The organism is Streptomyces niger, from assembly GCF_000718305.1.
Taxonomy (GTDB): Bacteria; Actinomycetota; Actinomycetes; order Streptomycetales; family Streptomycetaceae; genus Streptomyces; species Streptomyces niger.
On the sequence record NZ_JOFQ01000011.1, the window covers coordinates 26721 to 52033 of the forward strand.

The window sequence follows — 25313 nt, forward strand, 5'->3', positions numbered from 1 at the left end:
TGTTTCGGGCGGGCCGGAGGGCGGGGACGACAGCCGGGCCCTCCGGGCCCCTCCCGCGCGAGGCGGGTCCGGTTCGGGCCGGACTGCGGTCCGGTTCGGGCGGACTCTCCGGTCCGGTTCGGACGGACTCCGGTCCGGTTTGGGCGGCCGTTCCCCCTGCTGGTAGCCTGGTCCACCGTGTTTCGTGCCCTCTCATGTACGCGACACGCAGAAAGCCCGGTCCCGGACGAGCTGCGGCTCGCCCACCCGGAATCCAACGAACCTGAAAAGGCTCTTTCGTGGCGAACATCAAGTCCCAGATGAAGCGGATCAAGACCAACGAGAAGGCTCGTCAGCGCAACAAGGCTGTCAAGTCGACTCTGAAGACCGCGATCCGTCGCACCCGCGAGGCCGTGGAGGCCGGTGACCTGCAGAAGGCCACCACCGCCCAGGCCGAGGCCGCCAAGAAGCTCGACAAGGCCGTCAGCAAGGGCGTCATCCACAAGAACGCCGCCGCCAACAAGAAGTCGGCGCTCGCGAAGAAGGTCGCGTCCCTCAAGGGCTGACCTTCCAGTGCTTCAGCGAGGCCGCCACGGTCTCGCGGCCGCCGTTCCAGGTCCTGGCCCGTCCTGACCTGCACGGCAGCCACCCAGCTTCACCGCCGGTGAGGGCCCAGCGGCCCCTCTCTCCGCTCCTCCCCGGCACCCCGCGCCGCACGCGGCCTGCGTTCGCCACGCGGGTGCGGCGCACCGGAAACATCCCGAAGACCCCGCCCAGCCCTTCCCCAGGGCCGAGCGGGGTCTTCGGCGTTGAGGGCGGGGTCTTCGGCGTTGAGGGCGGGGGTTTTGGCGTTGAGGGCGGGATTTCTGCCGTTGAGGGCGGGGTTCGGGGGGACGAGGGTGCGAGGTCCGGGGTGCGAGGTGCGAGGTTCAGGGGACGGGGAACGGGCCTCGGGAAGGGCGGTGTGCGTTCGGTCCAGCCCGGCTACCTCATACCGCCCCCACTTGCCGCCCGCCCTCCGGCCAGGCCCTTCGGCCTCGTTCCAGGCCATGGGCAGGGCAGCGGTGGCCGATTTCTGTCGGATACCCTGCCGCTCATGTCCAACTCGGGGGAACAGCCCAACCCGTACGCCCAGCAGCCGCCACAGCCTCCCCAGGGACCGGCGCCTCAGGGCCCACCACCGCCGCCCTCCCAGGTACCGCAACAGCACCAAGGCCCGCAGGCACCGCAGGCACCGCAGGCACCGCAGGCAGCGAATCCTTACGGTCAGCCGCCGCAGCCGAACCCGTACGCCCAGCCGCCGGCCGGCTACGACTATCCCGCACCGCACGGCGCCCCGACCATGTCCGGTGGCGCCCCCGTCGGCGCGCCCGGGAGCTACGGCGGCGCCCCGGCCGGTGCCTCCGGCGGCGGCAAGGGCCTGCCCGCCTGGCTCTGGGCCATCGGCGGAGCCGTCGTCGCCTCGGCCGTCTGGGTCGGCGTGGTCTTCTCGACCGGTGGCTTCAGCGGTGAACCCAGCCCCGACCTGCGCGGTTACGCCTACAAGGCCGACCTCTGCGGGTCGACCTCCTGGGCGCCGTTCGAGGACGCGCGCTACAAGATGGAGGACAGCAGCACGTCGGCCAGCGCGGGCGAGAACCCGACGGCCAGCGGCCATCAGGACCCCGCCCTGGACTCCATGTGGTGCAACGCCGACCTGGTGCCGGAGGACGCGGGCAGCGACGACTACTCCACGAATCTCGTCTATACGAAGGCGTTCCTGCACAAGAAGACCGACCCGGGCCCCGAGTTCGCGGCGCAGTACCGGTCGTACGAGGAGCAGGAGTCGTCGACCGACTACAAGGTCACGCCCGTCCAGGGCATCGGCGACGAGGCGTACCTGGTGAGCCGCCAGGAATCCACCGACAGCAAGAGCACGTACGTCGTGCTCGGCGTCCGGGACGGCTGGCTGACGTACGAGACGGCCTGGTCCAGCTACTCCAGCGGCAACAGCGCCGACCGCCCCAGCTCCGAAGAGGTCGCCGACATGCTCCGCACCAGTGCCACAGAAACCCTCAAGAAGCTGAAGAGCTGAACCCTGGGTTCCGGGTTCCGGGGCCCGGGACCCCGGGACCCCGGAACCCAGGCCCCGAGGCCGACCGGGATGGCCACCGGCATGCCGGGAGGCATGACCGCCGCAGTGCCGCTGCCGGCCTGGTCGCTACCGGCCTGGTCGCTGCCGGCCTGGCCGCTACCGGCCTGGTCGCTGCCGGCCTGGCCGCTGCCGGTCTGGCCGCTGCCGGCCTGGCCGGCGCCAGCTCGGCGCGGCCCCCGCCCCGCGCCCCCGTCGTCGGCGTCTCCGGCCCGCCAGGGCCGTGCTCAGCGCCGGGAGCGGGCCGCGCGGGCGATCGTGACGACGGCCTTCTCCAGCGCGTACTCCGGGTCGTCGCCGCCGCCCTTCACGCCCGCGTCGGCCTCGGCGACCGCACGCAGCGCGACCGCCACGCCGTCCGCCGACCAGCCGCGCATCTGCTGCCGCACCCGGTCGATCTTCCACGGCGGCATACCCAGCTCCCGCGCGAGATCCCCGGGCCGGGCGCCGCGCGGCGCCGAGGCGAGCTTGCCAATAGCGCGGACACCCTGCGCCAGCGCACTGGTGATCATTACGGGCGCGACGCCGGTCGAGACCGCCCAGCGCAATGCCTCCAGGGCCTCGGCCGCGCGCCCTTCCACCGCCCGGTCGGCCACCGTGAAGCTGGAGGCCTCGGCCCGGCCGGTGTAGTACCGCGCGACCACCGCATCGTCGATCGTGCCCTCGACATCCGCCGCGAGCTGCGCACACGCCGACGCCAGCTCCCGCAGGTCACTACCGATGGCATCGACCAGCGCCTGGCACGCCTCCGGCGTCGCCGAGCGCCCCACCGTACGGAACTCCCCCCGCACGAACGACAGCCGATCGGCGGGCTTGGTCATCTTCGGGCAGGCGACCTCGCGCGCCCCGACCTTCCGCGCCGCGTCCAGCAGCCCCTTGCCCTTGGCGCCGCCCGCGTGCAGCAGCACCAGCGTGATCTCCTCGGCCGGCGACCCGAGGTACGCCTTGACGTCCTTGATCGTGTCGGCGGAGAGATCCTGCGCCTGGCGCACGACCACGACCTTGCGCTCGGCGAAGAGCGACGGGCTGGTCAGCTCGGCCAGCGTGCCGGGCTGCAGCTGGTCGGGGGTGAGGTCGCGCACGTCGGTGTCCGCGTCCGCGGCCCGAGCTGCCGCCACCACCTGCTGCACCGCACGATCGAGCAGCAGCTCTTCCTGCCCCACGGCGATCGTGACGGGGGCGAGGGGATCGTCGTTTGCTGTCTTCCTGGCCATCGCCAACCAGCATCCCACGCGCCACCGACACTCCGGCCCACGACCGCCGCCACCACCACCCCGGCCGGACGATCTCCGCTGTCGGAGAATGGCGGGGTGAGCGATGTGCGACATGTACTGGTACTGCCCGACCGGGACGCCGCCGAGGAAGTGGCCGAGGTACTGACCGAGGAGTACGGCGTGCCCCACGAGCCGCAGCTCGTCCGGGACGCCCTGGCCGGCGAGGACGACGCCGAGGACGCCCAGTGGCTGGTCGTCCTGGAGGACCCCGAGTCCACGTGCGACCCGGCCGCCCTGGACAAGCTGGCCACCGAGTACGAAGGCTGGCTGGAACCGGAACGCTCCGAGCCGAACACCCCCTGAACGGCCCCGCCCGAAGCCCCGCCCACGAGCACGCCCCTGAGCGACACCGGCCCGCAGCACAGACCACCCGACCCGCCGCAACCTGCCCCGCCCGCCGACTCACCTCCGTCAGATCATGGCTGGACCACGGCCGCCGGATCACGACCGCCGGATCACGGCTGGCGGATCACGGCTGGCGGACCACGGCTGGCGGATCATGGCCGCCGGATCACAGCTGGCGGATCGCGGCTGGCGGATCATGGCTGGCGGATCACAGCCGTCGGATCATGGCTGGCGGGCGACAGGCAGCCCAGGCCCATGCCTCGCGGGACTGTGGCCTCGCGGGCGGGACTGTGCCTCGCGTGACTGTGCCTACCGCGGCTCCGACACCTCCCAGGGCTACGCCTCGCGAGATGTCGGAGCCACCGGGGCCCGGTCCAGCCTGATGCCGAAGTGGGTGCGGTAGGCGGCGAGCAGCTCACTCTCGGGTATCTCACGCTCCGTCCGGCTGCCATCGGACGCGGTGCTCACGAACGTACGGTCCGAGAGCGTGATCCGCCCACCGTCGTCGGTCAGCCGCGAGCAGACCAGCGACTGCGTGAAGTGCGCCTTCGGCGAGGTCGTCTGCCACCAGCAGCCCGCCTCGAAGTCGGCGAGCACCCGCGGTCGCAGTTCGAGCCGGTACTGCGGCGCTCCGTCCCGTAGTACGTCGAGGTCGCCCTCGTCCGTCGCCACGAAGCGGAAGATCCCGCCCGGGTCGACCTGTTCCTCGGCCGTGTCCAGCCGCAGCGGGTACGTGCTGTGCCGCCCGAACCCGACGTCGGCCAGCAGCGGCCCGTCAGCCGTGCGGACACGTACGGCCGCGTGGTCGTACGGGATGCCCAGCCGCCCGTCCGGGCCGTGAACCCGCCCGGACAGCAGTTCGGCGTCGTACCCCAGCGCGGTCAGCAGCATCGCGAACGCACCGTTGAGTTCGTAGCAGAAGCCACCGCGACGCTTCCGGACGATCTTGTCCAGCAGCGCCTGCTCGGTGAGGACGATCTCCTCACCGAGATGGATCGAGAGGTTCTCGAACGGCACGGTGCGCAGATGCTGCCGATGCAGCCGCCGCAACGCCTCGACGTCGGGCACGGCAGGCCGTTCACCCCCGATCCGCCGCAAATAACCGTCGACGTCCGGTCCCGATTCCGGCGCTGTCCCCGCCCCCGTTCCCGTCCCCGCCTGCGCCTCCATCAGCTGCCCGTCCTTTCCAGCGCGAACCAGCGGCGCGTACGGTCCGCCGATGCGGCCGGAGCCGCGGCGAGGATGTCGGCGAGGGTCTGTCCCGCCAGCTCACGGCGCCAGGCCAGCTCCGCCCGACGCATCGCCGTGGCGATACCGCACGGCTGCCGGAAGTCGCGCTCCGGCAGTTCGGCCCCGGCCCCCTGCCGTCGAATCTCCATGCACCGGAAGGCCTCGTCCGGCCCCTCGACCGCGACCACCACGTCCATGAGCGTGATCGTCTCCGGCGGCCGGGCGAGCCGAAAGCCGCCCCGCGCTCCCGGCGTCGAGGCGAGGATCCCGGCCCGAACGAGCGCCTGTAGGCGCTTGTTCAAATACGCGGTCGGCAGGTCGAAGAAGGCGGCCAGCCTCGCGGTGGACACGGGCCGGTCGTCGCCGAGCCAGGCCAGCGTCACGCAGCAGTGCAGACCCCACTCGACGCCCTCACTCATCCTCATATTCTGGAGTCTACAGATCCGGGTTCCACCCCGATCGCCGGTCCGAGCCCCGCCCTGGTCGCCGGTCCGGACCCCGTCCCGGACCGAGTATCCGGGCCCCGGCCCTGGTCGCCCCCCCGGCATGGCCCCGGCTCCGGCCCCGGCCATGACCTTGGCCCTACCGCCGCTCCAGGCTCCGCCGTCCCCGACAGCCGACGGTTGAACCTCTGGTGAAGGCTTGCCGAAGCGTGTGCTGTCGCTGCGGCGCCTCTCTACATTGCGAGCATCACCCCAGACATCACGCCACACGTCACCCCAGACGTCATGCGACACATCCCTCCAGACGTCACGCCACGTATCACTCCAGACGTCACTCCGGACGCAGTCCTTCTCCCGTGCGAGGTTGCCATGCCCATGCCGGACACCGAGACCATCCTGGCCCTGGCCGGACTCGTGGCGACCGCCGTGGTGTGGGCCGTCGAGCGCTTCCTGCCCGGACGCAAGCGCATCGGCTACCGCGTCCAGATGGACACCCCGATCGGCATGAACCCCCAGGACGCCCACAGCCTGGTACAGCTGAGACTCCTGAGACAGGAACAGGAGATCACCGACGCCACGCTGGCCCTGCTGCGGATCGAGAACGACGGCAGCAAGGACATCGTCCGGCAGGACTACCAGGAACCCCTGACCGTCGAGTTCACCGGCCGCACGGTCATCGGCGTGGAGGTACCGGACGCCAACCCGGCCGACCTGATCGGCATGCTCACCCGGCCCGGCGCCGGCCTGCGGTACAGCGGCAACCGCCTGCACATACCGAAGGTCCCCCTCAACACCCGTAACCACTTCAAGCTGCTCGTACTGCTCTCCGGCACGGGCGAGGGCCCTGATACGCGCGGCCGGACGCGACCCGGCGGCGACGTCGTCGTCGGTGGCTTCCTCAGCGGCGGCCGGATCCGCCGGAACACCCAACGCTGGGGCCCCCGCAAGCCCAGCCTCGCTCTCGGCGGCCTCTTCATCGTCCTGGTCGGCCTCCTCGGCGGATTGCTGCTCAGCACCCCTGCCGTGCCCGCCCGCGCCGAGTGCGCCACCGGGCGGCTGACCGTCGACGGCTCCACCGCGTTCGCTCCCCCGATGCAGGAGATCGCCCGGCAGTACCAGGCACGCTGCCCCGGCGCCAAGATCGAAGTCGCCAGGAGCGGCAGCCTCTCCGGCCTGGCCAACCTGAACCAGGCCGGGCGCACCGCACGCTCCGGCAGCCCCTCCTTCCTCACCATGTCCGACGTGCCCGCCCCCTCGGTCTACAGCCGCCTGCAGGGCGAACGGGTCGGCGTCATCCTGCTGAGCATGGTCGTCAACGAGCGCACCGGCATCGACGACCTCACCCTCGACCAGGTACGGAAGATCTACGACGGCACCTACACCAACTGGAAGGACGTCGGCGGCAACGACCTCGCCATCCATGTCGTCGGCCGCAACGCGGACTCCGGAACCCGGCGGGCCTTCGAGACGACCGTGCTGCACCATTCGGAGACGGGCGTGGTGTCGTCGTACGACTGCACCGACAAGGACCGGGACAGGCGGGCGCGCGTGACGCGCTGCGAGGTGAACAGCACGACCGGGCTGCTCGACACGGTGGGCCGGGTGGCGGGCGCGATCGGCTACGCCGAGACCTACGCGGCAGCCAAGCGGCCGCACATCGTCGCCATCCGGCTGAACGGGCAGGAGCCCGACATCGAGTGGGGACAGCAGCATGAATACCCCTTCTGGACCGTGGAGTTCCTCTACACCTACGGGCATCCGGCGGACGGCTCGCTCGCCGCGAAGTTCCTGACCTACCTGAACTCCGACACCGCGAAGAACGTCATGCGGATGTACAAACACGTGCCCTGCGCCGACGGCCGGAGCCTGTCGGTCTCCGTATGCCGTCCCTGACGCCCGTCCGGCCACGCCTCCCGCGTGGCGGCACCGTACGCCGGTGTACCGGATACCGGCGTCGGCCGTTGCTGGTCACGCCCGCAAGGCCGGTGGTCCCGCTGCCCGTCACAGCGATCGCGCCGTCGGTGTCCGTACGCAACACCCTGGCGCCCTGCATGCGCAGCGCGGCGAGCGTACTGGGGGCCGGGTGCCCGTACGGGTTGCCGGCACCGCAGCTGATGAGCGCGAGCCGGGGTGCCAACGCCCCCATGAACGCGGGGTCCTGGTAGGCGGAGCCGTGGTGCGCGACCTTGAGCACATCGATGCCCCGAAGGTTCGGGTGCGCGGCGAACAGTTCCTGTTGAGCCGGTGGTTCGAGGTCGCCGAGCAGGAGAACGGTCAGGCCGGCGGTCCGCACGAGGAGCGCGACGCTGGCGTTGTTGGGCCCTTCGGGCATGAACCCGGTGGCCGGCACGGCGGCCTCGCCGGCGGTCTTGTCCGCGGTCTGGCCGGCGGGCGGGGACGGGGGCGGGAGCGAGGACCCGGCTGGGGGCGGGGGTGCTCCCGAAGTCGAGGGGGCGCCCAGGGCCGAGAACGGAGCCGACGGGGCCGTCGACGCCATCGGGGCCGCCATAGTCGTCCCGGTCGTCGGGGCCGTCCCGGTCGTCGGGGCAGGGGGCCAGAGGACCTCCCAGGTCACCGGGCCCGTCCGACGCCGCTCCCCCGGCACGGCCCGGACCACCGGTACGCCATGGGCGGCTGCCGTCTTCCGTACGAACGCCGCCTGGTCCGGCGGGTCATCCCGGGTGGTGGTCTCCACTGCGCCGACGTTGCGGCCCCGAAGCGCTCCGGGGAGGCCGTCGACGTGGTCGGCGTGGAAGTGGGTGAGGACGAGCAGCGGGATCCGGCGTACGTCCAGTTCCTGGAGGCAGCGGTCCATGGCGCGGGGGTCGGGGCCGGTGTCCACGACCAGTGCGCTGCCGGGGCCGGCGGCGAGCACCAGGCCGTCGCCCTGGCCGACGTCGCACACGGCCAGTCGCCACCCCGGCGGCGGCCAGCCGGTGACCAGGCGGCTCAGCGGTACGGGCCGGACGACGAGGACGACCAGCAACAGGGCGCAGACGACACACAGCTCACGACGCCGCAGCACAATCCGGGCGATCGGCACCAGGACGGTGATGGCCACCGCGAGCAGAAGGCCCCCGGACCAGCCGCCCGGCCAACCGAACTCGGCGCCGGGCAGCTCGGCTCCCGTGCGGGCGACCACCGCGATCCATCCGGTGGGCCACCCCGCGCACCAGGCGAGCGCGGTGGCGAGCGGTGGCAGGAGCGGCGCAGCGGCCAGTGCCGCGAAGCCGAGCACGGTCGCCGGCGCCACGGCCACCTCGGCGAGCAGGTTGCAGGGCACGGCCACCAGCCCCACACGGGCGGCGAGCACCACGACGACCGGTGCGCACACGGCCTGCGCCGCGGCGGCCGCGGCGATCACCTCGGCGAGGCGGGGCGGTACGCGCCGGCGTTGAAGGGCGGTGCTCCAGCGGGGCGCGAGGGTGAGCAGCGCGCCGGTGGCCAGTACGGACAGCAGGAAGCCGTAACTCCGCGCCAGCCACGGGTCGTAGAGGACGAGCAGCAGGACGGCGGCGGCGAGCGCGGGGAGCAGTGTCCGGCGGCGTCCGGAGCCGATGGCGAGCAGGGTGATCAGGCCGCAGGCGGCGGCGCGCAGCACGCTGGGGTCCGGCCGGCACACGACCACGAAGGCGAGCGCAACCGCGCCGCCGATCACCGCCGTGGTCCGCAGCGAGAGGCCCAGCCGGGGCGCGATGCCACGTCGTTCGGCGCGTACGGCAAGATGCGGCGGGCCGATGAGCAGGGCGAGCACGATGGTGAGGTTGCTGCCGGACACGGCGAGCAGATGCGTCAGGTCGGTGGCTCTGAAGGCGTCGTCCAGCTCCGGCGTCACACGGGAGGTGTCGCCCACGACGAGCCCCGGGAGCAGCGCGCGGGCATCGGGGCGCAGGTCCTCGGAGGCGTCGCGCAGGCCTGCCCGGAGAGAGCCCGCGAGCCGCTGCAGGGGCGTGGGGCCGCCGATGCGTTGCGGTGGTGGCGCGTCAGCCGCCACGCGCAGCACCGCGGCCGCGCGGTCGGTGGGCGGCAGCGGCGGCGCGAACCGGGCCTCGACTCGAACGCGTGTCGAAGGCAGCAGGGCTCGCCAGGAGTCGGCGGCAGCCGTACCCCGGCCGCCCCCTCGGCTTTGCCCGGCCGGTCCGCCTTGTTCGCTGTCCGCGCCCTCCGCACCCCGTGGCCCCCGCTCGTCCTGCCGGTCCCGCTGCGGGACGATGACCAGGACAGGGGTACGGGTGAGGGTCGCCGCACCGCCCGGTGCGGTGACGCGTCGTACCTCGGCGGCGAACACGACGACCGTCGGCATCCGTTGAGCACCGCGTACCCGCTGCCGGGCCAGGTGCGGGTCCTCGGTCACCTCCAGCTCGACGGTGGCTCGGGCGTACTGATCAGCCAGCCGGGGCACCGGGCCGCGCCTCAGATCGGCGCCCTGGAGTGCCGCCGAGACCGCACCGGCCACCGCGCAGAGCAGTACGGCGGCCACCGCGACCAGCGTTCCCGTGCGACGGCGTAGGGCCCGCGAGAGGACCAGCCCCGCCAGAGTCAAGGCGCCGGCGGTCACCAGGACGAGCGGAAGGGCGGGGGCGTCCAGGGCCAGCGCCGCGGCTCCCCAGGCGGCGAGCGCGGGCGCCACCAGCCGCAGGTCGGCGGGGCCTTCGCTCGATGTCGCCGCCGGCTGTCGCACCTCCGGGCCGATGTCCGGGGCTGCCGGATCCGGCTCGGCCGGGTCTCCGAGGCGTGGCTCGGCCGGTGCTCCTGGGTGCTGCGCGGCCGACGTTCCCGTATGTGGCTCCACCGGGCCGTATGTGGATGCCGAGGCGCGTGGAGTGGTCATGGCTGGACCAAGGGACGCAGGTCGGCGAAGCGGCGATCACCGATGCCGTTGACCTCCTGCAGTTGGTCGACGGAGGCGAAACCACCGTGCTGGGTGCGGAATTCGATGATGTGCTGGGCCAGTACGGGACCGACGCCGGGGAGGGTGTCGAGCTGCTCGGGGGTCGCGGAGTTCAGGCTGACCGGCCCGGCAGGGGCTGCACCCGCACCGGTGACCGCGCCCGAGGCCGAATCACCCTGTGCGCCCGAAGCACCCGCGGTACCGGTCGCACCCGGAGCGCCGGCAGCTCCGGTGGCGGCCTGCCCGTCCGGCCCCGTCGGGGCGACGGGCCGCGCCCCGACGACGATCTGCTCGCCGTCCACCAAGAGGCGGGCACGGTTCAGCGTGCGGGTGCTCGTCCCGGGGAGCACTCCGCCCGCGGCACGCAGCGCGTCGGCGACCCGGGCGCCCTGCGGGAGGCGGTGGATGCCGGGGTGGCGCACCTTGCCGGCGATGTCCACGACGATGCGGCGGGCCGGGGCAGCGGCCGGCACGCCGGTCGCGTTGAGGACACCGCTCGGGGCCGGCGCGGAGGCGTGGTGGGCGGCCGGCGCCCGGACGGTCTCGGGTCGCGCGGACCAGAAGTGGTGGACGGCGTAGGCCACGGCGATCAGCAGCACGACGGCGAGCGCGCCGAGCGCCTTGGGATCCGTGCCGCAGCGCAGTTGGACCCATAACGGCAGGCGTTCCTGCAGTGCGATCCGCCAGCGGGGCGGCACCGGCGTCGCACGCACCGTCGAAGACGGCGGGCGGCGGCCCGAGGAGGAGGGGAAGGGGGGCGAGGACGGTGGTGGGTCCGGCGGGCGGTCCGGTGGACGGCCCGCCGGACGGTTGGGCGGACGATCCGGTCGCTCGGATCGCTCGGAGCCGGGGTCGGGGGCGGAGTCAGGGGCGGGGTCGGGATCGGAGTCGGAGCCGAAGCCGGGGGCGGAGTCGGGGGCGGGGACACGGACGTTGGCGTGAGATCGCGAAGTCATGTCGACGACGCTAGAGACTTTTCGAGAATCTCGACGATCACCGTCGAATTCCGTGGAAAACCCCGGAGTTGTGGATAACCCGGACCCTCGATCGAGTGAGGCGAGCCGTCTATCGCGGCGAGAGCACGACCCCGAGCAGCCCCGGCCCCGTGTGGGCGCCGATCACCGCGCCCACCTCGCTGACGTGCAGGTCGGTCAGGCCCGGTACGCGGGCGCGGAGGCGATCGGCCAGCGCGTCGGCGCGCTCCGTCGCCGCGAGGTGGTGCACCGCGACATCGACCGGATCCGTACCCGCCCGTTCGGCCACGATCTCCTCCAGGCGTGCGATGGCCTTGGAAGCGGTGCGGACCTTCTCCAGCAGTTCGATACGTCCGTCGGTCAGCTGGAGCAGGGGCTTGACCGCGAGGGCGGAGCCCAGCAGCGCTTGGGCGGCGCCGATGCGGCCACCGCGGCGCAGATACTCCAGGGTGTCGACGTAGAAGTACGCGGAGGTGCCCTCGGCGCGCTTCTCCGCCGCGGCGACCGCCTCGTCGACGTCCCCGCCGGACTGCGCGACCTCCGCGGCGGCCAGGGCGCAGAAGCCCAGCGCCATGGCGACCATGCCGGTGTCCACGACGCGTACCGGGACCGGCGCCTCCTTGGCGGCCAGTACCGCCGCGTCGTACGTGCCGGAGAACTCCGAGGAGAGGTGGAGGGAGACGATGCCGCTCGCGCCGGCCGCGGCGACCTCGCGGTAGGTCTCGGCGAACGCTTCGGGAGCGGGGCGGGAGGTGGTGACGTATTTGCGCTTCTGCAGCGCCTGCGCGACCGACCTGGCCGAGATCTCCGTTCCCTCTTCCAGGGCTTCGTCGCCGAGGACGACGGTCAGCGGCACTGCCGTGATGCCGTGGCGCTCCAGCGCCGCCCGCGGCAGGTAGGCCGTTGAATCGGTGACGATCGCGACATGGCGGGACATGAAGGGGAGGTTATCCGGGGATCCCGGAGCCCGACAGTGCGGGCCCTCTTTCAAGATCTTCTCCCACTCCCGAGCGATGCGCCACAGCCAATCTTCACGACGCCCGCGTCAGCCCGTGTTCTCCGGACGGGCCGACTTCTGCCAGGGGTACGGGGCCCGTATGCGTGGGTCGCGGGCGTTGATGGCCCGCGGGCTCTCCTCGGCTCGGTCCGCCGACGCATCGGACTGCTCCGGCGGCGGCCACGCGGCGAGCGGATCCGGTACGGCGGCACCCGTACCCGGGTCGTGCGCGGTCTCACGGGCGCCCGGCGCCGGGGTCCAGTGCCGCAGTGCGCCGGCCTCCATGTCGATCTGCCCGGTCAGCGCCCGCAGGTCGTCGTCGGCGAACCTCCGCGCCCGGTCCTGGGCCGCCCAGCGCAGCGAATCCGCGGCGTGCGTGCAGCGCTCCACGCGGTCGCGCAACTCGGGGAGGCATGCGGCGATGCGCGCACGGTCCGGCTCGCGCTCCAGGCGCTTGAGTTCGTTGTCCAGCTCATGGCCGTGCGCGCTGAGCCGCCCGAAGAGGTTCAGCGCCTCTTGCAGCGACTGGTCCTCTGAGGAGGCGGTACGCAGCGCCTCCTGGGTGGCGCGCATCGAGGTGCGCAGGGAGTGCCGCAGCTCGGCCAGTTGTCCGGCGGGGCCGGGCTGGGTGTACCGGCGGGCGTGCAGCGTCGTGTCCTCGACGGTGCGGCGGGCCTGGGCGACGGTACGGTCCACACCGCGCTTGGCCGCCGAGACGGCCTTGACCGTCACGAAGACCCCTGCCGCGACGAACAGCACGAAGAGCAGGGCGAGGATCACGAGCACGGTGGTCATGGGCTTCCCTCACGTGGACTCGGCCGGCCGGCGGACGGCTTCCTTTCTCCCACGGTAAACGGCCCCGGCAGGTCAAGGGTTCCCCAAGAACCCCCAACCTGCCCCTAGTGGATTTCCCCGGTGCGTGCCCACCGCGCGGGCGCGCACCGGGTCCGGATCAGGCCGGAACGATGTTGACCAGCTTCGGTGCTCGGACGATGACCTTGCGGATGCCCGCGCCGTCCAGTGCGGCCACGACCGCCGGCTCGGCCAGCGCCGCCGCCTCCAGGTCCGCGTCCGAGATGGACGGCGAGACCTCCAGGCGGGCCTTGACCTTGCCCTTGATCTGCACGACGCAGGTCACGGTCTCGTCGACGACGTACGCCGAGTCGGCCTCCGGGAAGTCCTCGTGCACCACGGAGTCGGTGTGGCCCAGCTTGCGCCACAGCTCCTCACCGATGTGCGGGGCCAGGGGCGCGACCAGCAGCACCAGGCGCTCGGCGACGGAGCGCGGCACGCTGCCGCCCGCCTTCGTCAGGTGGTTGTTCAGCTCCGTGATCTTGGCGATCGCGGTGTTGAAGCGCAGGCCGGCCATGTCCTGGCGGACGCCGTCGATGGCCTTGTGCAGGGCGCGCAGGGTGTCCTCGTCCGGCTCGACGTCCGCGACGGTGACCTCGCCCGTGGCCTCGTCCACCACGTTGCGCCACAGGCGCTGCAGCAGACGGTACTGGCCGACGACGGCGCGGGTGTCCCAGGGACGGGAGACGTCCAGGGGACCCATCGCCATCTCGTACAGCCGCAGCGTGTCCGCGCCGTACTCCTGGCAGATCTCGTCCGGGGTGACGGCGTTCTTCAGGGACTTGCCCATCTTGCCCAGGACGCGGCTGACCTTCTCACCCTGGTAGTAGTACGCGCCGTCGCGCTCCTCGACCTCGGCGGCCGGGACGGCGATGCCGCGCTTGTCCCGGTAGACGAAGGCCTGGATCATGCCCTGGTTGTACAGCTTGTGGAACGGCTCGGCCGAGGAGATGTGACCCAGGTCGAACAGCACCTTGGACCAGAAGCGCGCGTACAGCAGGTGCAGCACGGCGTGCTCGGCGCCGCCCACGTACAGGTCGACGCCACCGTGCGGCTGTCCCTCGCGCGGGCCCATCCAGTACTGCTCGACGGTCGGGTCGACCAGCTTCTCGTCGTTGTTCGGGTCCAGGTAGCGCAGCTCGTACCAGCAGGAGCCGGCCCAGTTGGGCATGGTGTTGGTCTCGCGGCGGTAGCGCCGCACCCCCTTGCCGTCACCCAGGTCCAGGTCGACGTTGACCCACTCCTCGTTCCGGGACAGCGGCGTCTCGGGGGAGGTGTCGGCGTCGTCCGGGTCGAAGGTGCGCGGGGAGTAATCCTCGACCTCGGGCAGCTCCAGCGGCAGCATCGACTCGGGCAGCGCGTGTGCGACGCCGTCCTCGTCGTACACGATCGGGAAGGGCTCGCCCCAGTAGCGCTGCCGGCTGAACAGCCAGTCGCGCAGCCGGAAGTTCACGGTGCCCTCGCCGATGCCCTGCGCGGCCAGCCACTCGGTGATCTTCGCCTTGGCCTCGGTGACGCCCAGGCCGTCCAGCGAGATGGTGTCGTCCGAGGAGTTGACGATCTTCGCGTCGTACGAGGAGAACGCGTCGTCCCAGGTCGACGGGTCGGTGCCACGGTCGTCCGAGGGCTCGACGACGCAGCGCATGGGCAGCTCGAAGGCGCGCGCGAAGGCGAAGTCACGGCTGTCGTGCGCCGGCACCGCCATGATCGCGCCGGTGCCGTAGCCCATCAGGACGTAGTCGGCGATGAAGACCGGGACGCGCTCGCCGCTGACCGGGTTGGTCGCGTACGCACCGGTGAAGACGCCGGTCTTGTCCTTGGCCTCGGCCTGGCGCTCCACGTCGGACTTGGCGGCGGCCTGCTTGCGGTACGCGACGACGGCCTCGGCCGGGGTGGCGTACCCGCCGGTCCACACGTCGTGCGTGCCCTCGGGCCAGGCGTCCGGGACGATCGAGTCCGGCCCGGAGACCAGCTCGTGCTCGGGGGCCAGCACCACGTAGGTCGCGCCGAACAGGGTGTCCTGGCGGGTGGTGAAGACGGTGATGCGCTGGTCGCCCACGGGGAAGTCGACACGCGCGCCCTCGGAGCGGCCGATCCAGTTGCGCTGCTGCAGCTTGATCGCCTCGGGCCAGTCCAGCCCGTCCAGGTCCTCCAGCAGGCGGTCCGCGTAGGCCGTGATGCGCATGTTCCACTGGCGCAGCTTGGCCTTGAAGACCGGGAAGTTCCCGCGCTCGGAGCGGCCCTCGGCGGTGACCTCCTCGTTGGCCAGCACGGTACCCAGGCCGGGGCACCAGTTGACCGGCGCGTCCGAGGCGTACGCCAGGCGGTACTCGCCCAGGACGTTGGCGCGCTCCAGGGCGCTCAGGTCGGCCCACGCGCGGCCGTCGGGGGTCTCGCGCTCACCCGACTCGAACTGGGCCACCAGCTCATCGATCGGGCGCGCCTTCCGGGCGTCGGCGTCGTACCAGGAGTTGAAGATCTGCAGGAAGATCCACTGGGTCCACTTGTAGTACGCCGGGTCGATCGTCTCGACCGAACGGCGCTGGTCGTGGCCCAGGCCCAGGCGGCGCAGCTGCGCCTTCATGTTGACGATGTTGGCCTCGGTGGAGACCCGCGGGTGGGTACCCGTCTGGACGGCGTACTGCTCGGCGGGCAGGCCGAAGGCGTCGAAGCCCAGGGTGTGCAGGACGTTGTGGCCCGTCATGCGCTGGAAGCGGGCGTAGACGTCGGTGGCGATGTAGCCCAGGGGGTGGCCGACGTGCAGACCCGCACCCGAGGGGTACGGGAACATGTCCATGATGAACTTTTTCGGCTTGGCCACCAGCTGCGGATCGCCGGCCAGGTCACCGCTGGGGTTCGGCGCCTCGTAGGTGCCGTGCTCGTCCCAGAAGTCCTGCCAGCGTGCCTCGATGTCCGCGGCCAGCGCGGCCGTATAGCGGTGCGGGGCCGCCGCCTCGGCGGCCGTGGTCGTCTCGCTCATCGTCCTCAAAGCTCCATCGATCGTCTCTGCCTGCGGAAACGCACCCCTTGCGGGCACCTTCTTGCCGGTCGGCGCCGGAAACAAAAAGGCCCCTCGCACAGGAGGGGACGCCGCGCCGATTCCGACTCGGACCTCGCAGTCTCCGGTCCGGTCGGTACTGATCAGCGCGGCCCGCTAAGCAGAAGGCGTACGGCACGCATGGCGTCAGGGTACCGCAGGCCGCCAGGGGCCCGCGCCGAGGATTCCCTCGCGCGGGCCCCGTCCCACATGCCGGACCGGACAGCGGCCCGGCACACGGGCTCTCAGGGCCGGTAGGAGCCCACGTAGCCCCTGCCCGGCGTGCCGACGCCCGTGACGTCGTCGTAGCCGACGACGGCGTGCAGCGAGCTGTCCTTGCCGAGGCTGCGCAGCGAGGTGGTGGTGCCCTCGCCGGCGTCGAAGCCGTTCACGTAGTCCACCCGGACCACCGCGAGGTCCCGTCCGGCACCCAGCGGGTGATCGGTGACGTCGTGGTACGCGGAGGTGCCGTACCGCTGGTAGATGGCGGGGTTGGCGAAGCCGATCGCGACGCCGTGCCGCGCCTCCTGGGCCAGCGCCTGCACGCCCGCGATCACCGGTGCCGCCAATGAGGTGCCGCCGATGCGGTACTCGTCGTAGGCGAGCGAGCCGTCCGGGAGCGACTGGGTCTGGCCTACGAGGAAGCCGGTGTTCGGGTCGGCGACCGCGGAGATGTCGGGAACGGTGCGCATCGGGGTGCCGCCGTTCGCCTTCGAAAGCTCGTTCGGTACGACGCCGCGCTGGTAGAAGGGCTGCGCGACGGTCTTACTGGTGCCGCCACCGGCCCCGGAGGTGAAGGTGCCGGGGAAGTCCTGCCAGCTGCCACCGTCGGCCGCCAATTTGGCCTTCTGCGTGCCCCAGCCGGTCTCCCAGAGGTACTTGTCGCCCTTCCCGACGGCCAGCGCCGTGCCGCCCACCGCGGTCACCCACGCGGAGTTCGCGGGGGTGTCGACCTGCTTGGTGCCGGTGTTGGCGACCTCGTCGCCGTTGTCGCCCGAGGAGAAGTAGAAGCCGATGCCCTCGACGGCGCCCATCTGGAAGATCTGGTCGTACGCGGCCGCCACGTCCGGGGTCTCGTTGGCCTCGATGTCGCCCCAGCTGTTGGAGACGATGTCGGCGAGGCGCCCGTCGACGATCTTGCCCAGGGAGTCCAGGAGGTCGTCGTCCATGCAGGACGCACCGCCCACGTACACGATGTCGGACTCGGGGGCGACCGCGTGCACCGCCTCCACGTCGAGGGTCTCCTCCCCGTACCAGCCGGCCGCGCCGCACTCCTCGATGTGCGAGTACTTCTTGGGCAGCACCTGGGAGAGCTGGCCTTTCGTGTAGCCGGCGTCGCCGTTGCGGTCGGCGTACTTGCGCGCGTCGGCGGCGATGGTCGGCGACGCGTACGCGTCGGTGATGGCCACCGTGACGCCCTTGCCGGTGCGCCTGCCCGCCCCGTAGGCGGCGCGCAGCTGCTTGCCCGTGTAGCCCTTCACCGCGTACGGCTGCTTCGCCCCGTAGGCGGAGGGCAGACTCTTGTCCGTCCTGGAGCCGTAGTAGCTGGAGAACGGGCCGGAATTGCGGAAGATCGGGCCGGGCGGCGGCAGCTGGGTGTGGTGCTGCGCCATGTGGGGTGCGTTGTCCAGGCCGGTGACCGTGAGGACCGCGCCGTGCAGCGACTCGGGGGCCGAGGCCGTGCGCGAGGGGGCGTGGTAAGTGTGCCCGCCCTTGCGGTAGTTGTGGAGGTCCGTGGCGAAGGCCTGCTCGGCCGCCGCGGTGGTGCCCGTCACGGATATGGAGCGGCGGTCCTTCCCGGTGACCTTCAGGCCGGCGCCCGTGAGCCAGTGGGTGACGGCGGACACCTGCTCGCGGGTGGCGCCGAAACGCGTCTGGGCGCGGTCGGCGCTCAGGTACTTCCCGTACGAGGCCGAGGACGGGTCCGAGACGGCCCTGGCATAGGCCGCGAGGCCCTTCGCGTCCCGTCCGGCCAGGAACACCCGGGCGGTGACCCGGTCGGTCCCCTTGGTGCTGCCACGGTCGGCCTGCTGCGTGGCCCACTGCGGCTTCGTGCCGTGCAGTGCGTCCCGGCCGTCGTGCCCGGCGGCGCCGGCGACGGGCGTGCCGAGCGCCAGCGCACCGGCGGCCAGCGGCAGCGTCACCGTCACGGCCAGTCCGGCTCGTCTGCGGCGCGCTCCGGAGCGTCTTGATCTCATGGAACCCCCTGCGATGCGACGCGTCGCGTGCGGTGCACGCGGTCTCCGCGATGGCGCGCGGCGTACGCGGTGGCGTCACTCGCGCGCTGCGTCACTCTTTCGATGAACTGTTCACGTCAGGGGCATGAGATGGCCAAGAAGCACCCAAGGACGGATAAGAAATCACCACGGAACGATCACCAACTGACCGACTCAGGCAGTGGTGTTCGCGAGGGGACAAGGAGCGGCCGAGCGGGTGTGCGGGCGCGAAGGGACCGACGTTAGCAGCGGGCCGCGCCGTACGGGCGGGATACGCCAACCCTCCCGCCCACTCGTGCGACCGCCTCTAGCTTTCCGGCCATGCCACTCTTATCGGGCCGGACGGCGCGCCGAGCGGCGCGCACCCGCCGTCCCCGCCTCCCCCACACACTCCGCCTCCCCCAGCGCCTCCGGAAGCCGCGCCCCGCGCTCACCACCGGGGCCGGCGCCCTGCTGGCACTCCCGCTCCTCGCCGTGGCACCCGCCTTCCGCGCGTTCTTCGACCTCACCGCCGGGGTACTCACGCTCGTCTCGCTCACCTCCGCCGTGGTCTGGGGCCTGCTCTCGACCGGCCGTACGGTGCTGGCGCCGCACACCAGGCTCCTCGCACAGGGCGTCCACCGGGCACTCGCCACCGCCTCGCTCGGCTTCCTGGTGCTGCACATCGCCGTCAAGGTGGCCGAGGCGCACGCCCGCTTCCTGGACGCGTTCCTCCCCTTCACCTCCGTGATGCTCCCCGGCCCCGTCGCGCCCGGCACCGCACCGCTCATCGGGTTCGGCACGCTGGCCGGGCTGCTCATGGTGCTGGCCGCCGCGACCGGCGCGCTGCGCAGCGCGTTCGCCGGCCGCGGGCGGACATCCGGGCGCTGGCGGGCCCTGCACACCAGCGCGTACGCCGCGTGGTGCCTGGCACTCGTGCACGGACTCAAGTCCGGCCGTGCGCCGGCCGGCTGGGTCACGACGGGATACGTGCTGTGCCTCGCCGCGGTCATGGGGGCACTGGCGACCCGCCTGCTGTTCACCCCGTGCACGGAGTTCCCGTACCTCACGTGGCGGCGGGAACTGCCCTTCTCGTGGCCGCCGCGCTCCCGGAGGACGGGCAGGCTCCGGACCGGACACCGAGCGGTGCGACGTACGGGTACGCACTCCGCCGCCTTCGAGGCGCAGCCGGCCGCCCAAGAGGCGGCGCCGACGAACACTTCCGTAGGCGAGACGCAAGAGGTCTCTTCGTGGGCCTTGGCGGACGCCCCCACGGAGAGGCTGCCGTACGTCTCCGCACCGTACGCACCCCACGACGGCTCCCTCCCGGACAGCGACTTCGCGCCGGGCGAGGTGCACGCGGAGCATCTCCCGTACGCCGGCCTCGGGACCGCGCCCTACGCCCCCGAGTGGGCCGGACCGCCCACCCTCGTGCAGCCCGTGGTCCCCGGAGTGCACCCCGAAAGTGCGGCACATCCGTACGCACCGAACGGCCGGACTTCGTGACCGTCGCCACGCTGGCCCCGTATGCGGGCGGCGGACCGCTGCCCGATGTGCCCGGTGTGCAGGTGCTCGGACTGCCACGGCTGTGCGCCGGGTTCGACGACGCGGAACGGCTGGACCGCAAACAGCACCTCCTGCTCCACGGCTCGCTGCCCGCGCTGACCGGGGAGCAGCTGGCCGCCGTCGCCGATGCCGTGGCGCTGCGGGGCCGAGGCGGCGCCGGGTTCCCGCTCGCGCGGAAGCTGACGGCGGTCGCCGAGGCCTCGGCCCGCCGCGGAGTACGCCCCGTCGTCGTGGTCAACGGCTGCGAGGGCGAGCCCGCCTGCCGCAAGGACACCGTGCTGCTGTGCCGCGCCCCCCACCTCGTCCTGGACGGCGCGCTGCTGGCCGCCGCGGCGCTCGGCGCCCGCCTGATGGTGGTCGGCGTGACCAAGGCCACGGCCGAGAACTCCGTGCGCGAGGCCCTCGCGGAACGCGGCCTGGCGCGCAGACGACGCGGGCGTGCGCTGCGCGCGCAGGTGGTGCGCTCGCCCGAGCGCCTGGTTTCCGGCGAGGCGTCCGCGCTGATCAGGGCCGCCGAGGGCGGGCCGCCGGTACCGCCGGGCCGCCGGGCACGCGCCGCCGAGTCCGGCCTCGGCGGGGCCCCGACGCTGCTGTCCAACGCCGAGACCTTCGCCCAACTCGCCGTCGCCGCCCGCCTCGGCCCCGACCGGTACTCCAGCACCGGCCTGCCCGGCGAGCCGGGCACGATCCTGCTGACGGTCTCCGGCGCGGTCCCCACGCCCACGGTCGTCGAGGCGCCCAGCGGCGTGCCGCTGCCGTACGTCCTGCAGGCCTGCGGCGCCGAGCCGGGGCCGCCCGGCGTGCTCATCGGCGGGTACCACGGCGCCTGGCTGGACCCCGCCACCGCGTACGGGACGCCGCTCTCCCGCGAGGCGCTGGCGGCCCGCGGCGGCGCGCTGGGCGCCGGCGCGGTGCTGCCGCTGTCCGGTCGGACGTGCCCGCTCGGCGAGACCCTGCGGATCGCGCAGTGGCTGGCGGCGGAGTCGGCGGGGCAGTGCGGGCCGTGCCGGCTGGGCCTGCCGTCGCTGGCCGGTGTGCTCGCGGAAGCGCTGGGCGGAGGCGGGCAGCCGGCCCTGGAGGCGGTGCGGGCGGCGGCGCGCGGTGTACGAGGGCGGGGGGCCTGCAAACACCCCGACGGCTCGGCGCGGTTCGTACTGTCGGCGCTCGCCGCCTTCCCCGACGACCTCGCCGCGCACGTCCTGGGCGACGGCTGCGGCCGGCCCACCACCGAGCTGCTGCCGCTGCCGCCCGAGGAGGCCGGTGGCGGGGCGAACGGCGCGGGAGAGGGCTCCGGGGCCCCGGAGGCTGCCGGAGAGCGGCTGGCGGTGGACTGGACGCTGTGCGAGGGGCACGGGCTGTGCGCCGGGCTGCTCCCCGAGGCCGTGAGCCTCGACCGGGACGGCTTCCCCGTGCTCTCCGACGACGCGCTCCCCGGAGCGTTGCGGGCCCGCGCCCAGCGCGCCGTACGCCGCTGCCCCGCCCTGGCGCTCCGCCTGGAGAAACCGTGACCGCCGACAGCGATGCACTACGGGTGACGCGCGACACATGCGGAGGAGCAGGTCGCGCGTCCGCGGCCGAGCCGCCCGGTCGGTCGGCCGGTCGGGCGCCCACAGGCGTCGGCGAGTACGAGCGGCGACCGAGAGCGTGACGGGAAAGGTGCATGCACGACAGAGCGGGCCGTCCTCTTCGGACGGCCCGCTCTGATCACTGTGGAGCTAAGGAGAATTGAACTCCTGACCTCCTGCATGCCATGCAGGCGCTCTACCAACTGAGCTATAGCCCCGTGTTCTGTTGTGGTCTTCGCGGGGTTTCCCTCGCGGCGACATCGACTACATTACACGGCTGCCCCGGGCCTTTGCCAAATCGCTTTCCCGACCCTCCGCCGTGCGCAGTCCGCCGGGCCTCCTGGAGGCCGGCGCGGGCCACGCGCGGCACCCGTCCGGGCGGTCGGCAGAGGTACTGTCGATCGTCCGTGCTCGAAAGCAACCGGGGGCCTGGAACGTGACCGCGCCGAAGCTCGACCAGTCCGCCGGACGCCGCGGTCCGTCCCCTCTCCCGGGCGCGCACCGCCGCGTCCTGGTGGCCGCCCTGGCCTGCGTGCTCTCCTTCACGGTCTTCTGGATCGCCCAGCGGTTGGCGGGCGTGACCATGCTGGATCTGATGGTCTACCGCGCCGAGGGCTGGACCGCCCGCACCGGTGGCGACCTCTACGAGATGCTCGCCACCTCCGCGCGGCTGCCCAACACCTATCCGCCCTTCGCCTCCCTGCTCTTCGTGCCGCTGACCTTCCTCCACGTACCGGAGATGCGCACGCTCGCCACCCTCGGCAACCTGCTGCTCCTGGTCGCCGTGGTGCACCTGACCCTGCGGCTGACCGGCCTGCCGTCGACCGCCCCCGGAGCCCGCGCCCCGCGCGCCCGACAGGCCACCGTGACCCTCGCGCTCTCCGCACTGCTCGTGTGGTGCGAGCCGGTGTGGACCACGCTGCGCTACGGGCAGATCAACCTCCTCCTCGCCGTGCTCGTGCTCTGGGACGTCACCCGCCGGGACACTCACCGCTGGGCCGGTATCGGCATCGGCATCGCGGCCGGGATCAAGCTCACGCCGGCCCTCTTCGCCGTGTGGCTCGCGCTCGCCGGGCTGCTGCGCGCCCGTCAGCTGCGCCGTCCGGGGCAGGGGCTGCGCGGCACCTGGAACCCCTGGCTGCGCCAGGCCTGCGTCGCGGTCCTGACCTTCCTCGGCACCGTGCTCCTCTCCGCCCTGGCCCTGCCCCGCGACTCGGTCCGCTTCTGGACCGAGATCGTCTTCGCCTCCGACCGGCCGGGCGATGTGGAGATCACCGCGAACCAGTCGCTACGCGGTGTCCTCGCCCGGCTGCTGCACACCCCCGACACCGGGCTGTGGTGGCCGGCCGCGGCGGCGGTGGCGGCGATCGCCGGGCTGACGCTCGCCACCACCGCCCTGCTGCGGGGACAGCGCGCCTGGGCTGCCGTGGTCTGCGCCACCACCGCGCTGCTGGTCAGCCCGGTCTCCTGGTCGCACCACTGGGTGTGGGCCGTACCGATGCTGATCCTGCTCGGCACCGAGGCCGTACGCCGCGGCGGCCGGGCCACTCGGGCGGGCCGCAGACTCTGGGCGGCGACCGGGGCGCTCGGGCTGCTCTTCGCCTCCTTCGCTCTGTGGTGGGTACCGCACCGGCCCCACAGCCACGCGGAACTGCACCAGAACGGCGGCCAACTGCTGCTCTCGGGCGTCTACCCGATCGCCGGTGTCGTGCTCCTGCTGCTGACCGCCGTCCTGCTCCGCCGGACCGGGGTGCCCGGGGTCAGTGCTCCCCGTGGTCGTGGCCTCCGCCGCCCGGGTGGTGGTGATGGAACGCCAGCACCTCAGGAGGCATCACCACGAACGGGCGCATCATCCCCATGTCCTCGTGTTCCAGCAGATGGCAGTGGTACATGAAGCGGCCCTTCGCGCCATGGAAGCGCCCCATGACGTTGACCATCTGACCGGCGGGCACCTGGATGGTGTCCTTCCAGCCCTGGTCGCCCGGGGTTATCGGGATGTCACCGCCGTACTCCAGCGGAGCGCGGGTACCGCCCAGGTCGGGGTCGAAGGTGCCGTTCGGCGGCGCAGGGTAGCGGTCGCGGCTGAGCGCCTGGAACTCGACGAGGTGGATGTGCATCGGGTGAGCGGCCGCGACGCCGAGGTTCAGGAAGCTCCACTGCTCCCAGGTATCGAACTCCACCATGAAGCTGAGGGCGTCGTCGAAGGTCCGGGCGCCGCGCTGATACGTCCGCACCCGCCCGTCGGGCCCCTTGATCTGCACGACCCCCTCGGACGGGATCTTGACCATGCTCGGGTCGACCTCGTGCATCTCCCACATCTCCGGGTGGCCGTTGGTGACCTCGGTGACCGGAGTGAGCAGAATGAGGCGCTCCTTGTGCTTCGGGGCGTTGTCCTTGGTGATCCGCTCGAAGTGCGGCGATATCACCTCGGGCAGGACGAACGTGTCCTTCACCGTGTCCGAGCTCACCCGGAACTGCATCACCTGCGGATACGTCACCTTGGGCGCGGCCGGGTTCGGGATGGTGTTGATCAGCCGGAGCACCTTGCCGTGCAGTGCGGCGAAGTTGATGAGCAGGTCCACGCGCTCGGCGGGTGCGACCGCCAGGCGGTCGTCGACCGGGACCGGGCGCGGCAGCAGACCGCTGTCCGTGCCGATCTGGTACACCGCGCCGGTGACCGGCTTCTGCGTCTCCTCGTCGAGCAGTTGCAGCCCGTAGACACGGGCATTGGAGGCGTTGAGCACGCGGAAGCGGTACCAGCACGCGTCCACGTCCAGGTGCGGCCAGACCGTGCCGTTCACCAGGGTGTACGGGCCGAAGAAGGGGGCACTGACGGGGGTGCCGTCGTTCTCCTTCGCCACGATCAGGGTCTTGTGGAGCAGGCGGCCCGTCAGGTGACCGTCGTCGTCCGTGTCGAAGTTGCGGTCCTGGATGATGAGCGGGATTTCCCGCTCGTCCGACGGCAGACGGAGCGCGGCCTCCTCCTCGTCCCGCACGACGTACAGGCCGGCCAGCCCCGCGAAGACGGTCCACCGGGTGATGTCCATGGCGTGGTCGTGGTACCACAACGCCGTCGCCGGCTGGTCGTTCGGATACTCCGCGAGCTGGGCGTCCCCGGGCGAGATGCCGTTCTCCGGCCAACCGTCGTTGCCACCGTTCGTCCGGGCGCCGTGCAGATGGGCCGTCGTCCAGGGCGGGAGCTTGTCGACGCCTTCGATGGGCTGGGCCCCTTTGCTGCCCGGCTCGTCCGCCGGTGCCGGGTGCTCCGTCGATGCGGCTTGCTGAGCCGCGGTCACCGGGAGGGTTCCCGTGATGCTGTTCGTCCAGGAGACGCGCAGGAGGCGCCCCCGGGGCACGTCGATGGTCGGCCCCGGATAGTGTCCGTCGTACGTCCACACCTTGGTGGGCGGGAGTTCGGAGTGCAGCCGCGCCCAGGCGGCGCGCTGCTCGATGGTGATGCCGCGCACCGCTTCCCTGCGGCCCGGCTCGATGACGGGCGGCACGCGCAGCGCGTCGATGAAAGGCGTGAGTCCGGCCACCTTGGGCTCTTCTGCTCGCTCCGCCTCGGTCTTCGTCTGCCGTGCGTCCCCCATGGCTGTGTCTGTCACTGTGCGGCCCCCGTCGCTCCCCCGCGCCGCCGACCGTTCCGCGGCGACAGCTCTGTGTATGACAACGCCTCACACTACGGCCGGAGTTCTGCTCCTAACGGCGTTTTTCCGGCCAATCGCCAACAGGCCGTACATAGCTGAGTGGACCGGTCCGGTCCGGGGTGTCCGAGCTGAAAGCAGCTCAGGGCGCATGTTGTGCGCCGAAGTTATGGAGAAACGGTCATGC

Annotated in this window: 16 protein-coding genes, 1 tRNA gene and 1 pseudogene; 7 read left to right on the plus strand and 11 right to left on the minus strand. The window is 72.3% G+C overall.

What is annotated here, in order from left to right; genetic code table 11:
- The first annotated feature begins 278 nt into the window (after positions 1–278).
- The gene (rpsT, locus tag IF20_RS21195; protein ID WP_030249540.1) at positions 279–545 is read left to right on the plus strand and encodes a 30S ribosomal protein S20; all 267 of its coding nucleotides are present in this window, start codon (positions 279–281) and stop codon (positions 543–545) included.
- A 530-nt stretch (positions 546–1075) separates the two neighbouring features.
- The gene (locus IF20_RS21200) at positions 1076–2053 is read left to right on the plus strand and encodes a hypothetical protein (protein ID WP_234426756.1); all 978 of its coding nucleotides are present in this window, start codon (positions 1076–1078) and stop codon (positions 2051–2053) included.
- Between the two features lie 284 nt (positions 2054–2337).
- Here the strand turns inward: IF20_RS21200 and holA are convergent, their stop codons facing one another.
- The gene (gene holA / locus IF20_RS21205) at positions 2338–3324 is read right to left on the minus strand and encodes a DNA polymerase III subunit delta (protein WP_052866852.1); all 987 of its coding nucleotides are present in this window, start codon (positions 3322–3324) and stop codon (positions 2338–2340) included.
- Positions 3325–3420: 96 nt separating this feature from the next.
- Between holA and IF20_RS21210 the strand changes: the two genes are divergently transcribed.
- Complete coding sequence (locus tag IF20_RS21210; protein WP_052866853.1) at positions 3421–3687, plus strand: hypothetical protein; 267 nt, start codon at positions 3421–3423, stop codon at positions 3685–3687.
- Positions 3688–4065: 378 nt separating this feature from the next.
- On the opposite strand, the gene IF20_RS21215 is transcribed toward IF20_RS21210, so the two are convergent.
- Complete coding sequence (locus tag IF20_RS21215; protein ID WP_052866854.1) at positions 4066–4899, minus strand: arylamine N-acetyltransferase family protein; 834 nt, start codon at positions 4897–4899, stop codon at positions 4066–4068.
- A complete protein-coding gene (locus IF20_RS21220) occupies positions 4899–5384 on the minus strand; it encodes an RrF2 family transcriptional regulator (protein ID WP_052866855.1) in 486 nt (161 codons plus the stop codon). Before IF20_RS21220 ends, IF20_RS21215 begins: the two co-directional genes overlap by 1 nt.
- A 393-nt stretch (positions 5385–5777) precedes the next feature.
- Between IF20_RS21220 and IF20_RS21225 the strand changes: the two genes are divergently transcribed.
- Complete coding sequence (locus tag IF20_RS21225) at positions 5778–7295, plus strand: PstS family phosphate ABC transporter substrate-binding protein (RefSeq protein WP_052866856.1); 1518 nt, start codon at positions 5778–5780, stop codon at positions 7293–7295.
- On the opposite strand, the gene IF20_RS21230 is transcribed toward IF20_RS21225, so the two are convergent.
- From IF20_RS21230 to IF20_RS21255, 6 genes are all read right to left on the minus strand, one after another.
- Positions 7225–10233: a ComEC/Rec2 family competence protein gene (locus tag IF20_RS21230; RefSeq protein ID WP_110944402.1), complete on the minus strand. Its 3009-nt coding sequence runs from the start codon at positions 10231–10233 to the stop codon at positions 7225–7227. The genes IF20_RS21225 and IF20_RS21230 overlap by 71 nt on opposite strands.
- Positions 10230–11006 carry a helix-hairpin-helix domain-containing protein gene (locus IF20_RS21235; protein ID WP_052866857.1) on the minus strand — a complete coding sequence of 259 codons (777 nt, stop codon included), beginning with the start codon at positions 11004–11006 and terminating at the stop codon, positions 10230–10232. The genes IF20_RS21230 and IF20_RS21235 overlap by 4 nt, the downstream gene beginning before the upstream one ends.
- A gap of 352 nt (positions 11007–11358) precedes the next feature.
- Entirely contained in the window at positions 11359–12204 is an 846-nt protein-coding gene (locus IF20_RS21240) for a DegV family protein (protein ID WP_052866858.1), read from the minus strand.
- A gap of 108 nt (positions 12205–12312) precedes the next feature.
- Positions 12313–13059, minus strand: coding sequence for a hypothetical protein (locus IF20_RS21245; protein WP_052866859.1), 747 nt, complete (start codon positions 13057–13059; stop codon positions 12313–12315).
- A 157-nt stretch (positions 13060–13216) separates the two neighbouring features.
- Entirely contained in the window at positions 13217–16096 is a 2880-nt protein-coding gene (gene leuS, locus IF20_RS21250) for a leucine--tRNA ligase (protein WP_052866860.1), read from the minus strand.
- 302 nt (positions 16097–16398) lie between these two features.
- On the minus strand, positions 16399–18351 hold the full coding sequence (locus IF20_RS21255) for a S53 family peptidase (RefSeq protein WP_052866861.1): 1953 nt from the start codon (positions 18349–18351) through the stop codon (positions 16399–16401).
- Between the two features lie 339 nt (positions 18352–18690).
- Between IF20_RS21255 and IF20_RS21260 the strand changes: the two genes are divergently transcribed.
- Together IF20_RS21260 and IF20_RS21265 are read left to right on the plus strand one after the other, a co-directional pair.
- A complete protein-coding gene (locus IF20_RS21260) occupies positions 18691–19854 on the plus strand; it encodes a hypothetical protein (protein WP_052866862.1) in 1164 nt (387 codons plus the stop codon).
- On the plus strand, positions 19851–21422 hold the full coding sequence (locus tag IF20_RS21265; RefSeq protein ID WP_234426757.1) for an NADH-quinone oxidoreductase subunit NuoF family protein: 1572 nt from the start codon (positions 19851–19853) through the stop codon (positions 21420–21422). The genes IF20_RS21260 and IF20_RS21265 overlap by 4 nt, the downstream gene beginning before the upstream one ends.
- Before the next feature lie 202 nt (positions 21423–21624).
- On the opposite strand, the gene IF20_RS21270 is transcribed toward IF20_RS21265, so the two are convergent.
- Positions 21625–21697, minus strand: a tRNA-Ala gene (locus IF20_RS21270).
- Between the two features lie 218 nt (positions 21698–21915).
- Here IF20_RS21270 and IF20_RS38015 point away from each other — a divergent pair.
- Positions 21916–23373, plus strand: coding sequence for a glycosyltransferase 87 family protein (locus IF20_RS38015; protein ID WP_407702533.1), 1458 nt, complete (start codon positions 21916–21918; stop codon positions 23371–23373).
- Here the strand turns inward: IF20_RS38015 and IF20_RS21275 are convergent.
- A pseudogene (locus tag IF20_RS21275) lies at positions 23339–25072 on the minus strand (multicopper oxidase family protein); the annotation flags it as partial. The gene IF20_RS38015 and the pseudogene IF20_RS21275 overlap by 35 nt on opposite strands.
- Between the last annotated feature and the right edge of the window lie 241 nt (positions 25073–25313).

Bases quoted from the DNA above. Each gene is read 5' to 3' on its own strand.
- IF20_RS21200 (WP_234426756.1), top strand. From the start codon at position 1,076: ATGTCCAACTCGGGGGAACAGCCCAACCCGTACGCCCAGCAGCCGCCA.
- holA (WP_052866852.1), bottom strand. From the start codon at position 3,324: ATGGCCAGGAAGACAGCAAACGACGATCCCCTCGCCCCCGTCACGATC.
- IF20_RS21215 (WP_052866854.1), bottom strand. From the start codon at position 4,899: ATGGAGGCGCAGGCGGGGACGGGAACGGGGGCGGGGACAGCGCCGGAA.
- IF20_RS21220 (WP_052866855.1), bottom strand. From the start codon at position 5,384: ATGAGGATGAGTGAGGGCGTCGAGTGGGGTCTGCACTGCTGCGTGACG.
- IF20_RS21225 (WP_052866856.1), top strand. From the start codon at position 5,778: ATGCCGGACACCGAGACCATCCTGGCCCTGGCCGGACTCGTGGCGACC.
- IF20_RS21230 (WP_110944402.1), bottom strand. From the start codon at position 10,233: ATGACCACTCCACGCGCCTCGGCATCCACATACGGCCCGGTGGAGCCA.
- IF20_RS21240 (WP_052866858.1), bottom strand. From the start codon at position 12,204: ATGTCCCGCCATGTCGCGATCGTCACCGATTCAACGGCCTACCTGCCG.
- IF20_RS21245 (WP_052866859.1), bottom strand. From the start codon at position 13,059: ATGACCACCGTGCTCGTGATCCTCGCCCTGCTCTTCGTGCTGTTCGTC.
- leuS (WP_052866860.1), bottom strand. From the start codon at position 16,096: ATGAGCGAGACGACCACGGCCGCCGAGGCGGCGGCCCCGCACCGCTAT.
- IF20_RS21255 (WP_052866861.1), bottom strand. From the start codon at position 18,351: ATGAGATCAAGACGCTCCGGAGCGCGCCGCAGACGAGCCGGACTGGCC.
- IF20_RS21260 (WP_052866862.1), top strand. From the start codon at position 18,691: ATGCCACTCTTATCGGGCCGGACGGCGCGCCGAGCGGCGCGCACCCGC.